Consider the following 11,732-nt stretch of genomic DNA (forward strand, 5'->3'; position numbering starts at 1 on the left):
CTCCTTGGTTGTTTTAGGAAAAATTCTATTCTTGTTATGTTAAGCAAATATGGCCTGCTTGTTATTGATTTGTATTAAACCGTAAATACATTGTATTAAATCATAGTTTAGGTGTAACAATGCAGTGATTTAAATGACCATTTAGTAAGTTTAAGCTAAAATCATAAATCTTTTTAAATCAAACAGTTCAAGATTCTTTATGATGGACTTTCCTGATCGATTCGATGTCATTGTGGTGGGTGGTGGGCACGCCGGCACCGAGGCTGCGCTGGCGGCTGCCCGTATGGGTCAAAAAACCCTCTTGTTGAGCCACAACATTGAAACTCTGGGGCAAATGTCCTGTAACCCTTCTATTGGTGGCATAGGCAAGGGTCACCTGGTCAAAGAGGTTGATGCCCTCGGTGGCGCCATGGCGGCCGCCACTGATGAGGGAGGTATCCAGTTTCGTATCTTGAATTCTAGTAAAGGCCCGGCTGTGCGTGCCACGCGTGCGCAAGCCGATCGCATTTTGTACAAGGCGGCCATTCGACGCCGTCTGGAGAACCAGCAAAATTTGTGGCTGTTTCAGCAGGCGGTAGACGATATCATTCTTGAGAATCATCGCGCTGCGGGAGTGGTAACGCAGATTGGTTTGCGTTTCTATGCAAAGTCGGTGGTGCTCACTGCAGGGACATTTTTGGGTGGCTTGGTGCATGTGGGTTTGCAAAGTTATAGCGCCGGGCGCGCCGGAGACCCGCCCGCAATCTCCCTGGCGGCTAGGCTAAGAGAAATTGGTCTCCCGGCTGGCCGGCTAAAAACTGGAACACCACCACGTATTGATGGTAGAACCATTGATTACAGTGTGATGACTGAGCAGCCTGGTGATACACCAGTGCCGGTGTTCTCCTTTTTGGGTAATATAGCCCAGCATCCGCAACAGTTACCTTGCTGGATTACGCATACCAATCAGCAGACGCATGACATTATCCGCAGTGGATTGGATCGTTCGCCGATGTACACGGGTGTGATTGAAGGTGTGGGCCCGCGTTATTGCCCCTCTGTTGAAGACAAAATTCATCGCTTTGCCGACAAAGAGTCTCATCAGGTATTTCTTGAGCCTGAGGGGTTGACCACCCATGAGATCTATCCGAACGGCATTTCCACCAGTTTGCCATTTGACATTCAGTTATCGTTGGTGCGTTCGATTCGCGGGCTGGAGCAGGCGCATATCTTGCGCCCCGGATACGCCATTGAATACGACTATTACGATCCAAGAGGATTAAAGTCGACTCTCGAAACCAAGGCTGTGCAAGGCTTGTTTTTTGCCGGACAGATCAATGGGACAACCGGTTATGAAGAGGCGGCAGCACAAGGGTTGTTAGCAGGTGCAAATGCCGCACTTTATGCGCAGGATAAAGATGGTTGGTGCCCCTCCCGTGAGCAAGCCTATTTGGGTGTGTTGGTGGATGATTTGATTACAACGGGTGTGAGTGAGCCATACCGGATGTTTACTAGCCGTGCAGAGTACCGATTGCAGTTGCGTGAAGATAATGCAGATATGCGCTTGACCGAAGTCGGTCGTCAACTGGGGTTGGTTGATGATGTGCGCTGGGCGGCCTTCTGTAAAAAACAGGAAGCGATCACGCGTGAGCAAGCAAGATTGAAGCGCACGTTTTTACAGCCTGACCAAGGTCAACCCCTGGGCAATAGCCAAAATAAAATTGTTTCACGTGAAACACAAACGTTGGTTTTTGGTAAAGCTTTGGAGCATGAGTATTCGTTGTTTGAATTATTACGGCGTCCAGAAGTGAGTTATCAATCATTGCTGGAGATTGTTCCCTCCTCTGAAGTGTTGGCCGAAGATGTGATGGAGCAAGTAGAAATTGCTGCCAAGTATCAAGGCTATATTGATCGCCAAAATGAGGAAATTTCACGCCAAAAAAATAGTGAGCACGTCAAGTTGGGCGATACTATCGATTATAATGATGTGCATGGCTTGAGTATTGAAGCGCGGCAAAAACTGCTGGCACAGAAACCGGAAACAATTGGCCAAGCCAGTCGCATCCAGGGGATTACCCCTGCCACAATTTCTTTGTTGATGGTTTATCTCAAGCGTAAACAGAAAAAGCAGAGCCAGTCTGGCGATATTGCAGCAGCATGATGGACTTGGCTTCAAAGTTAGCGGCCGGTGTCGAGGTGCTCGGTTTGCAGGCGATGGTTACGCCTGAAATGCAGGAGAAGTGTCTCGCTTATATGGCGCTTATGCAAAAGTGGAACAAGGTCTATAACCTGACTGCGGTCCGTGATTCAGAAGAGATGCTGGTGCTACATGTGCTGGATAGTTTGAGCGTTCTGCCTTTTGTAGAGGCCGGTAATGTGCTGGACGTAGGCAGTGGTGGAGGCTTGCCGGGGTTGATAATCGCAATTACGCGTCCCGAGGTCGAAGTCACCACGATTGATACTGTACAAAAAAAAGCTATCTTTATGCGGCAGGTCAAGGCTGAGCTTGGATTGTCGAACGCGCAAGTGGTGCATGGCCGGGTTGAAGCGTATGCGCCCCCTACTCGCTTTTCACAAGTGATTTCGAGAGCCTTTTCCGATATTGCTTTGTTCAAGCAGTTGACTGCACATCTAATTGCGCCACAGGGGCGATGGTTAGCCATGAAGGGAGTGGTGCCAAGCGATGAGTTGGCGCAGGCAAAGGTCATCCCTAAAGAAGTGATCCGTCTTCATGTGCCCTACTTGCAGGCCGAAAGACATTTAATCGTGTTTGAGAATACATAATGAAAATAATTGCCATCACCAACCAAAAAGGGGGCGTCGGTAAAACCACCACTTGCGTCAATCTGGCTGCCAGTTTGGCCGAGCACGGAAAAAAAGTCTTGTTAGTCGATCTGGATCCACAGGGTAATGCCAGTACTGGCAGTGGCATTGATAAATCACATTTAAAAGACAGTATTTATCAGGTGCTGATTGGTAACAAGACACTGCAGGAGGTGGTGATTCATGCTGAAGCTGCTAAGTATGATGTGGCGGCTTCTAATCGCGACCTTGCTGGGGCTGAGGTGGAATTGGTCAATGAAATGGCACGTGAAACGCGGTTGAAAAATGCAATTCTCAAGTTGGGTGACGATCGCTACGATTTTGTCTTGCTGGACTGTCCGCCTTCATTAAATCTGGTGACCGTTAACGCATTAACTGCAGCACACTCAGTCATGATCCCGATGCAATGTGAGTATTATGCCTTGGAAGGCTTGTCTGATCTGGTCAATACTGTCAAGAAAGTGCGCGCTCACTTAAATCCTGTTCTGGAGATAGAGGGTTTGCTGCGTACCATGTTTGATAACCGCAATATGCTGGCACAGCAAGTGTCAGCCCAGCTGGTCAATCACTTTGGCAAAAAGGTGTATCAAACCATTATTCCGCGCAATGTCAGACTGGCTGAGGCGCCTAGTTACGGCATGCCTGTTTTGCTGTATGACCGTTCTTCCAAGGGTGCGCAGGCTTATCTTGAATTGGCGCAAGAAATCATTCAAAAAAATTAATTATTTATCCATTTCATTTCAGACATACATTTATAAGGAAGTAGCAGCATGGTGAAGCCCAAGGGACTCGGTCGCGGACTCGACGCATTGTTATCAGGGGATGCGGAAACAATTGCCCAGTCAGACATGTTGCGCACATTGCCTGTAGGGCAGTTGCAGCCAGGCAAATATCAGCCGCGTTCCTATATGAACGAGGAAGCCCTGCAAACATTGGCTGACTCGATCGCGGCACAAGGCATTATGCAGCCGATTCTGGTACGTGAAATTGCCCCGGAAAAATTTGAGATTATCGCCGGTGAACGTCGCTGGCGTGCTTCGCAAAAGGCGGGCCTGACCGAAGTGCCCGTGCTAGTGCGGGAAATTGCCGACGAAGCGGCGCTGGCGATGGCGCTGATTGAAAACATTCAGCGTGAAAACCTGAATCCACTCGAAGAAGCCATGGGCATTAAGCGCCTGATTGACGAATTTGAGATGACGCACGAAAAAGCGGCACAAGCCGTGGGTCGCTCGAGAGTGGCGGTGTCCAACTTGTTGCGCCTGCTGACACTGACCCCTATGGTGCAGGATATGTTGCTGGATAACCAGATTGACATGGGCCATGCGCGTGCGTTGGTGGGGATAGAGCCGGCCCAGCAAATCTTGTTGGCAAACAAGGTGGTTCAGGATGGCTTATCTGTGCGTGAAGTGGAGCGCATGATTCAATCGGAGCCGGCGAGTGGCAAAAAAGCCAAGCCTGCCGTGCATCCAGATGTGGCGACTCTGCAAAACCAACTCAGTGAGCAGTTGGGGGCTGAGGTCAGTATTAGCAGTAAGGCGAACGGCGCGGGTGTCTTGAAACTGAGTTTTGCAAATCTGGATCAGCTTGATGATTGGATAGCGAAACTGACCGACAATCACCTAAAATCGTAAGCAAAATGACGTAGCCAACCTGCAGGCCTCGATTTTTCCAGCTCATTCAGGCAGTTATGGCTAGTTTGGTGCTTGACTTCGTCGGGTGAATAATTCAAAATCTCGCGTCTTTGTAGTATTTTGTCTTGAATTTTTGCGGGCTAACCCCATGAGTGGTCTCGAAACCCAAGCGGCTGGCATGTCGCTTTACCGTAACATGCTGCGCTGGCAACTCATGGCGACAGCGGCAGTGACCATAGCAGCATTTGCATTGGCAGGGATCAATGCAGCATTATCAGCCTTGATGGGCGGCATTTCCGTTGTGATCGGTGCCTGGTTTGCTGCAAGAATTGCAGCCAAAGGTCAGCTGAAAACAGATCCCACGGCGGTATTACTCAATTTACTCAAGGCAGAAGCAGTAAAAATATTAATCATCGCGATTATCCTGTTTGTGGTTTTCAAGCTGTTTCATGCATTGGTGCCTTTTGCATTGATTGCAGGCTTGGCAGCCGCTGCGCTTTTTTCTGGCGCTGCGCTCGCAAAATCACAAGCAAATGTGTAGACCAGTTAACTTAAAAATAGTTTGAACATATGACAACCGAACACGCACAACACGCAGAACTGACTCCTTCTGAATATATCGCGCACCACCTGAGCTTTAATGCACAAGGTGTGAATGGCAATGCCACCTCTGAAGGCTTTTGGGTATTGCACTATGACACCCTGCTGACTTCAGTCGTGCTGGGTTTGCTGGTAATGGGGCTGATCTGGTGGGTGGCACGCGGAGCGACCGCTGGCGTACCGACTAAGCGTCAGGCGTTTGTTGAGTTGTTATTCGGTTTTGTCGATGACCAGGTTAAAAACATTTTCCACGGTAACCGTCATTCCTTTATTGCGCCGGCTGCACTGACCGTGTTTGTTTGGGTGCTGGTCATGAACGCGATGGACTTCCTGCCGGTAGACCACGTAGCAAATGTGGCATCAGCAATTGGTGGCGAGCATACCAAATGGCGTATCGTCCCGACTTCTGACATTAACACCACGTTTGCTTTGGCATTGGCGGTGTGGTTCCTGATGATTTTCTTCTCTATCAAAGCCAAAGGCCTGGGTGGCTGGATTCACGAATTGTTCTGTGCGCCATTTGGTAGCAATCCTTTGGTATGGCCTGCCAACTTCTTGTTTAACCTGATTGAATACGTTTCAAAACCACTTTCTCACTCATTGCGTCTGTTCGGTAACATGTACGCTGGTGAAATCATCTTCTTGCTGTTGGGTATGTGGGCTGCCACTGGCCTGACTGGTACTGTTGCCGGTGCTGTACTGGGTGCTGGATGGTCTATCTTCCACATCCTGATTGTGGCCTTGCAAGCGTTTATTTTCATGATGTTGACTGTGGTCTACCTGGCCATGGCGCATGAATCACACTAGTTTTAACTTTGTAGTTGTTTTTAATTCTTTATAAGAGAGGGTATTAAATGGAAGCATTAGCATTGATTCAAGCCTACACAGGCGTTGGTATTGGTTTGATCATTGGTTTGGGTGCCGCTGGCGCTTGTATCGGTATTGGTATCATGTGTGCAAGTTTCCTGGAAGGCGCTGCTCGTCAACCAGAAATGATCCCTGCCCTGCAAGGTAAAGTATTCCTGCTGTTGGGTTTGATCGACGCTTCTTTCATTATCGGTGTTGGTCTGGCAATGATGTTTGCATTCGCAAACCCATTGTTGAGCGTTGTTGCCAAGTAATTTTTACTCGGTGATCACCGCCCGGTAGGGTTTAAGTAGTGACTTAAACCTTTCAACCAATCAGTATGATGGATCCAACATGAATATTAATTTCACACTCATCGCGCAAGCTATCGCATTTGCAGTGTTGATCTGGTTCACAGTGAAATTCGTTTGGCCGCCGCTGTTAAAAGCGATCGAAACACGCCAAAAGGAAATCGCAGATGGTTTGGCTGCTGCCCAAGAGGGCAAGAGCGCCCTGGAAGTGGCTGCCAAAAAATCTGAAGCAACATTGAACGAGGCCAAACAAAAAGCAAGTGAGATCATTGGGCAAGCCGAAAAACGCGCCGCTCAAATCATTGATGAAGCCAAAGCAAACGCCAAGGCTGAAGGTGATCGCATTATTGCCGGTGCCAAAGCTGAAATCGATCAGGAAGTGAACCGTGCCAAAGAGGGTCTGCGTGCACAGGTTTCAACACTGGCTGTGGCTGGTGCAGAAAAAATCCTGCGCAAAGAGATTGATGCCAAAGCACATAGCGAAATGTTGTCTAAACTCGCTGCGGAACTATAAGGTTAAAGGGATAAAACATGGCTGAACTCTCAACCATTGCAAGGCCTTATGCTGTCGCTGCCTACAAGTTGGGCAAAGAGAAAAATGCATTGGCAACATGGTCTGATATGTTGGCATTGGCAGCCGGAGTGGCTTCTAATGACCAAATGAAAACCCTGATTGATAACCCCAAACTGAATGCTGCAGATGTTGAAGGCGCATTCCTCAAAGTCTGTGGCGACAATCTTAACGAGCATGGTCAAAATTTGATCAAGACTTTGGTTGAATATGGCCGTTTATCCTTATTGCCTGCCATTGCTGAAGCCTTTGAGGCTTTAAAAGCGCAAGATGAAGGCACCTTGGACGCACAAATCATTGCCGCTGCCAAAATCACGGCAACGCAAACCAAAGATTTGGTCAAGCGTCTGGAAGCCAAGTTCGGCAAGAAAATTGAAGCAAGCGTTTCCGTTGATCCGGAAATTATCGGCGGCATCAAAATTATTGTTGGCGACACCGTTATCGACGCGTCTGTCCAAGGTCAGTTACAAAATTTAGCCTATACGCTCACAGCATAAGGCATAGGAGAATTAAATGCAGTTATCTACATCAGAGATTAGCGAGCTTATTAAGAGCCGTTTGGAAAACTTCTCTACCGCCGCAGAAGCACGTACCCAAGGTACTGTGATTTCTGTGACAGACGGCATTGTGCGCATTCACGGCCTGTCTAACGTCATGGCTGGTGAGATGATCGAGTTTCCAGGCAACACATTCGGTCTGGCATTGAACCTGGAGCGTGACTCCGTGGGTGCCGTGGTGCTGGGTGAGTATGAACACATCACTGAAGGCGACGTCTGTAAATGTACAGGCCGTATTCTGGAAGTGCCAGTGGGCCCCGAGCTGATTGGCCGTGTGGTGAACGCGTTGGGTCAGCCGATTGATGGCAAGGGTCCAGTCAACACCAAGCTGACAGACAAAATTGAAAAAATCGCCCCAGGTGTGATTGCACGTAAATCCGTGTCACAGCCTGTACAAACTGGTTTGAAGTCTATTGACTCCATGGTGCCAGTGGGTCGTGGTCAGCGTGAATTGATCATTGGTGACCGTCAGACAGGTAAAACAGCGGTTGCTGTGGATGCGATCATTAACCAAAAAGGTCAGAACATGACCTGTATCTACGTTGCGATTGGCCAGAAAGCTTCTACCATTGCTAACGTGGTACGCAAACTTGAAGAGCACGGCGCGATGGCCTATACCATCGTGGTGGCGGCAACCGCTTCTGACTCGGCTGCCCTGCAATTCCTGGCACCCTATGCCGGTTGTACCATGGGTGAATACTTCCGTGACCGTGGTGAAGATGCATTGATTGTCTACGATGACTTGTCCAAACAAGCCGTGGCTTACCGTCAGATTTCCCTGTTGCTGCGTCGTCCACCAGGCCGTGAAGCTTACCCAGGTGACGTGTTCTACATTCACTCCCGTCTGCTGGAGCGTGCTGCGCGCGTCAATGAAGAATATGTTGAAAAATTCACCAACGGTGAAGTTAAAGGCAAAACAGGTTCATTGACTGCCTTGCCAGTGATTGAAACACAAGCTGGCGACGTGTCTGCATTCGTTCCAACCAACGTGATTTCGATTACCGATGGTCAGATCTTCCTGGAAAGTGACCTGTTTAACGCTGGTGTCCGTCCTGCGATCAACGCCGGTATTTCCGTGTCTCGCGTGGGTGGTGCAGCGCAAACTAAAGTGATCAAAAAACTGGGCGGTGGTGTCCGTCTGGCTTTGGCGCAGTATCGTGAATTGGCTGCGTTTGCGCAGTTTGCTTCCGACTTGGACGAAGCAACCCGCAAACAGCTGGACCGCGGTCGTATGTTTACCGAGTTGATGAAGCAAGCCCAATACGCACCTTTGAGTGTGGCGAATATGGGTATCAGCCTGTTTGCTGCTAACAAAGGTTACTTTGATGATGTGCCAACCAACAAAGTCTTGGCCTTTGAAAACGCATTGCACGGTTTCCTGAGCTCCAAGTACAAAAATATCGTTGATACAATCGAATCCAGTAAGGATTTGAGCGGTGATAACGAAAAAGCACTGGAAGCAGCAATTCAGGACTTCAAAGCGACCAACGCTTATTAATCTCTGACACTTCGACTTAGGAAACGCATATGGCAGGAAGTAAAGAGATTAGAACCAAGATCAAGAGTGTAGAAAATACACGCAAGATCACCAAGGCGATGGAGATGGTGGCCGCCTCTAAAATGCGCAAGGCGCAGGATAGAATGCGTGCCTCCCGCCCTTATGCGGAAAAAATCCGCAACGTGGCGGCTCACCTTTCATTTGCACAATCAGAGTATCGTCATCCGTTTTTGATTAAACGTGACGTGGTGAAAAACGTGGGTCTGATTGTCGTCAGCTCGGACAAAGGATTGTGCGGTGGCTTGAATACCAACGTACTGCGCATGTCGGTGAACCAGATGAAAACCTGGGAAAGCGAAGGCAAAGGCATCAGCGTCAGCGCCATTGGTAACAAAGGCTATGGCTTCATGAACCGGGTGGGCGCACAAGTGAAATCCCATATCACCGGTTTGGGCGATACTCCGCATCTGGAAAAACTCATCGGCACCATCAAGGTGATGCTCGATGCGTACATTGCCGGTGAAATTGATCAGCTTTACATCTGCTATACCAAATTCATCAATACCATGAAGCAAGTGCCAACCATGCAACAATTGTTGCCTTTGACTGGCGAGCAACTGGGCAGTCCTAATGGTCATTGGGATTACATCTATGAGCCAGAAGCAAAACCGGTCGTAGATGAATTGATGATGCGTTACATTGAGTCATTGATTTATAACGCAGTGGCTGAAAACATGGCCTCTGAGCAATCTGCCCGTATGGTAGCGATGAAATCAGCCTCAGATAACGCTAAGAGCGTGATTGGTGAACTGAAACTGGTCTACAACAAGGCGCGTCAGGCTGCCATTACCAAAGAGATTTCTGAAATCGTCGGCGGTGCAGCTGCGGTTTCGTCCTAAGGGTGCGTTTTAAGGCAGCAAGTTTAAGAATTCAATTAGATCTGACTCATACAGTTAGGAAAAGAAAATGGCAAAGGCAAATCAAGCAGTAACAGGTAAAGTAGTGCAGTGTATCGGCGCTGTGGTTGACGTGGAGTTTCCACGCGATCAGATGCCTAAAGTATTCGATGCATTGATTATTGATGACAAAGATTCCAAAGCTGAGACTGGCTTGACTTTGGAAGTGCAACAGCAATTGGGCGACGGTATTGTCCGTACCATCGCCATGGGTTCCTCCGATGGTCTGGCACGTGGCACTGCGTTCAAAAACACAGGTGCAGCGATCTCTGTCCCAGTCGGTGAAGGCACATTGGGCCGTATCATGGACGTATTGGGCCGCCCAATCGACGAAGTCGGTCCTATCGACTCACAAGAATTCCGTTCTATCCACCAGAAAGCGCCAGCGTTTGAAGAGCTGTCTCCTTCTGTTGACCTGCTTGAAACAGGCATCAAGGTGATTGACCTGGTTTGCCCGTTTGCTAAAGGCGGTAAAGTGGGTCTGTTCGGCGGTGCGGGTGTAGGTAAAACCGTGAACATGCTGGAACTGATCAACAACATTGCTAAACAGCACTCCGGTTTGTCCGTATTTGCCGGTGTAGGTGAGCGTACCCGTGAAGGTAACGACTTCTACCACGAGATGGCAGAAGCTGGCGTGATCAAGCTGGACAATATGAAAGAGTCCAAAGTGGCGATGGTGTTCGGTCAGATGAACGAACCTCCTGGTAACCGTTTGCGCGTCGCGTTGTCCGGTTTGACCATGGCTGAAAAATTCCGTGACGAAGGCCGTGACGTGTTGTTCTTCGTAGACAACATTTACCGTTACACACTGGCCGGTACTGAAGTATCTGCGTTGCTGGGCCGTATGCCATCTGCCGTAGGTTACCAACCTACCCTTGCTGATGAAATGGGCCGTCTGCAAGAGCGTATTACTTCAACCAAAGTCGGTTCTATTACATCTATCCAGGCCGTTTACGTACCTGCGGATGACTTGACTGACCCATCCCCAGCAACCACATTCCAGCATTTGGACTCGACCGTGGTTCTGTCACGTGACATTGCTTCATTGGGTATTTACCCAGCGGTTGACCCACTGGATTCAACTTCACGTCAGCTGGATCCACAAATTGTGGGTGAAGAGCACTACTCCGTTGCACGTGCGGTGCAGTCTACACTGCAACGTTATAAAGAGCTGCGCGACATTATTGCGATTCTGGGCATGGACGAGCTGTCACCTGAAGATAAACTGGTGGTTGGCCGTGCACGTAAGATCCAACGTTTCTTGTCACAGCCTTTCCACGTGGCAGAAGTGTTTACCGGTGCGCCTGGTAAATATGTACCACTGAAAGAAACCATTAAAGGCTTTAAAGCGATTGTAAATGGTGAGTATGACCACTTGCCAGAACAAGCCTTCTACATGGTAGGTGGCATTGAAGAGGCTGTTGAAAAGGCTAAAACACTGAACTAATAGATATGACTACAGGCAGATGGGTGCCATCTGCCTGTTTATTTCAGTGATATAGAAAAGAGAACATTATGGCAAATACAGTGCATATCGATGTGGTGAGTGCCGAAGAATCTATCTTCTCCGGCGAAGCCGAATTTGTCGTGGCCCCGGCAGGTGCAGGTGAAGTGGGTATTTACCCAAATCACGCACCAATGATTACCACGATCAAGCCCGGTGCATTGCGTATCAAGCAATCTGCAGAACAGGAAGAAACCCTGATCTTTATTTCTGGCGGCATGCTGGAAGTGCAACCAGGCATGATTACCGTACTGGCGGATACAGCCATTCGTGGGCAGGATCTGGACGAAGCCAAGGCTATTGCAGCTAAGGAAGCGGCCGAAGAAGCATTGAAAAACCGTTCTTCGGAGATTGACTATGCCGCAGCGCAAGCTGAGTTGGCAGAGGCTGTTGCACAAATCCAGGCAATTCAGAAATTGCGTAAATCAGTCCACTAGTTGTTGCATTAGCGTTTAA

Annotated in this window: 13 protein-coding genes; all 13 read left to right on the forward strand. The window is 48.8% G+C overall.

Annotated elements, in window-relative coordinates:
- The first annotated feature begins 202 nt into the window (after positions 1-202).
- The 13 genes from mnmG (at position 203) to GOC95_RS12605 (ending at position 11,713) form a co-directional block, all read left to right on the forward strand.
- Positions 203-2,140, forward strand: a complete 1,938-nt coding sequence (mnmG, locus tag GOC95_RS12545; RefSeq protein ID WP_275357622.1) for a tRNA uridine-5-carboxymethylaminomethyl(34) synthesis enzyme MnmG — start codon at positions 203-205, stop codon at positions 2,138-2,140.
- Positions 2,140-2,763 (forward strand): 16S rRNA (guanine(527)-N(7))-methyltransferase RsmG, encoded by a 624-nt coding sequence (rsmG, locus tag GOC95_RS12550; protein ID WP_275357624.1) that lies wholly within the window; start codon positions 2,140-2,142, stop codon positions 2,761-2,763. Before mnmG ends, rsmG begins: the two co-directional genes overlap by 1 nt.
- The gene (locus GOC95_RS12555; RefSeq protein ID WP_228518953.1) at positions 2,763-3,524 is read left to right on the forward strand and encodes an AAA family ATPase; all 762 of its coding nucleotides are present in this window, start codon (positions 2,763-2,765) and stop codon (positions 3,522-3,524) included. The genes rsmG and GOC95_RS12555 overlap by 1 nt, the downstream gene beginning before the upstream one ends.
- A 48-nt stretch (positions 3,525-3,572) precedes the next feature.
- On the forward strand, positions 3,573-4,433 hold the full coding sequence (locus GOC95_RS12560) for a ParB/RepB/Spo0J family partition protein (protein ID WP_194749664.1): 861 nt from the start codon (positions 3,573-3,575) through the stop codon (positions 4,431-4,433).
- Between the two features lie 148 nt (positions 4,434-4,581).
- Complete coding sequence (locus GOC95_RS12565) at positions 4,582-4,974, forward strand: ATP synthase subunit I (RefSeq protein ID WP_194749665.1); 393 nt, start codon at positions 4,582-4,584, stop codon at positions 4,972-4,974.
- A 29-nt stretch (positions 4,975-5,003) separates the two neighbouring features.
- Positions 5,004-5,840 (forward strand): F0F1 ATP synthase subunit A, encoded by an 837-nt coding sequence (gene atpB / locus GOC95_RS12570; protein ID WP_124552423.1) that lies wholly within the window; start codon positions 5,004-5,006, stop codon positions 5,838-5,840.
- 47 nt (positions 5,841-5,887) lie between these two features.
- Positions 5,888-6,154, forward strand: a complete 267-nt coding sequence (gene atpE, locus GOC95_RS12575; RefSeq protein ID WP_018987204.1) for a F0F1 ATP synthase subunit C — start codon at positions 5,888-5,890, stop codon at positions 6,152-6,154.
- Positions 6,155-6,233: 79 nt separating this feature from the next.
- Complete coding sequence (locus tag GOC95_RS12580; RefSeq protein ID WP_194749667.1) at positions 6,234-6,704, forward strand: F0F1 ATP synthase subunit B; 471 nt, start codon at positions 6,234-6,236, stop codon at positions 6,702-6,704.
- Positions 6,705-6,721: 17 nt separating this feature from the next.
- Positions 6,722-7,258, forward strand: a complete 537-nt coding sequence (locus GOC95_RS12585) for a F0F1 ATP synthase subunit delta (protein WP_194749668.1) — start codon at positions 6,722-6,724, stop codon at positions 7,256-7,258.
- Positions 7,259-7,274: 16 nt separating this feature from the next.
- Positions 7,275-8,816: a F0F1 ATP synthase subunit alpha gene (atpA, locus tag GOC95_RS12590; RefSeq protein WP_194749669.1), complete on the forward strand. Its 1,542-nt coding sequence runs from the start codon at positions 7,275-7,277 to the stop codon at positions 8,814-8,816.
- A gap of 29 nt (positions 8,817-8,845) precedes the next feature.
- Positions 8,846-9,715 (forward strand): F0F1 ATP synthase subunit gamma, encoded by an 870-nt coding sequence (gene atpG / locus GOC95_RS12595; RefSeq protein WP_275357504.1) that lies wholly within the window; start codon positions 8,846-8,848, stop codon positions 9,713-9,715.
- 67 nt (positions 9,716-9,782) lie between these two features.
- The gene (gene atpD / locus GOC95_RS12600; protein ID WP_194749671.1) at positions 9,783-11,219 is read left to right on the forward strand and encodes a F0F1 ATP synthase subunit beta; all 1,437 of its coding nucleotides are present in this window, start codon (positions 9,783-9,785) and stop codon (positions 11,217-11,219) included.
- Between the two features lie 68 nt (positions 11,220-11,287).
- The gene (locus GOC95_RS12605; protein WP_275357506.1) at positions 11,288-11,713 is read left to right on the forward strand and encodes a F0F1 ATP synthase subunit epsilon; all 426 of its coding nucleotides are present in this window, start codon (positions 11,288-11,290) and stop codon (positions 11,711-11,713) included.
- Positions 11,714-11,732: the final 19 nt, after the last annotated feature.

The organism is Methylophilus sp. YYY-1 (genome assembly GCF_029132825.1).
GTDB classification, from domain to species: Bacteria; Pseudomonadota; Gammaproteobacteria; order Burkholderiales; family Methylophilaceae; genus Methylophilus; species Methylophilus glucosoxydans.

Bases quoted from the DNA above. Each gene is read 5' to 3' on its own strand.
- atpG (WP_275357504.1), top strand. From the start codon at position 8,846: ATGGCAGGAAGTAAAGAGATTAGAACCAAGATCAAGAGTGTAGAAAAT.
- GOC95_RS12605 (WP_275357506.1), top strand. From the start codon at position 11,288: ATGGCAAATACAGTGCATATCGATGTGGTGAGTGCCGAAGAATCTATC.
- GOC95_RS12585 (WP_194749668.1), top strand. From the start codon at position 6,722: ATGGCTGAACTCTCAACCATTGCAAGGCCTTATGCTGTCGCTGCCTAC.
- mnmG (WP_275357622.1), top strand. From the start codon at position 203: ATGGACTTTCCTGATCGATTCGATGTCATTGTGGTGGGTGGTGGGCAC.
- GOC95_RS12555 (WP_228518953.1), top strand. From the start codon at position 2,763: ATGAAAATAATTGCCATCACCAACCAAAAAGGGGGCGTCGGTAAAACC.
- atpB (WP_124552423.1), top strand. From the start codon at position 5,004: ATGACAACCGAACACGCACAACACGCAGAACTGACTCCTTCTGAATAT.
- rsmG (WP_275357624.1), top strand. From the start codon at position 2,140: ATGGACTTGGCTTCAAAGTTAGCGGCCGGTGTCGAGGTGCTCGGTTTG.
- GOC95_RS12580 (WP_194749667.1), top strand. From the start codon at position 6,234: ATGAATATTAATTTCACACTCATCGCGCAAGCTATCGCATTTGCAGTG.
- atpA (WP_194749669.1), top strand. From the start codon at position 7,275: ATGCAGTTATCTACATCAGAGATTAGCGAGCTTATTAAGAGCCGTTTG.
- atpD (WP_194749671.1), top strand. From the start codon at position 9,783: ATGGCAAAGGCAAATCAAGCAGTAACAGGTAAAGTAGTGCAGTGTATC.
- GOC95_RS12560 (WP_194749664.1), top strand. From the start codon at position 3,573: ATGGTGAAGCCCAAGGGACTCGGTCGCGGACTCGACGCATTGTTATCA.
- atpE (WP_018987204.1), top strand. From the start codon at position 5,888: ATGGAAGCATTAGCATTGATTCAAGCCTACACAGGCGTTGGTATTGGT.
- GOC95_RS12565 (WP_194749665.1), top strand. From the start codon at position 4,582: ATGAGTGGTCTCGAAACCCAAGCGGCTGGCATGTCGCTTTACCGTAAC.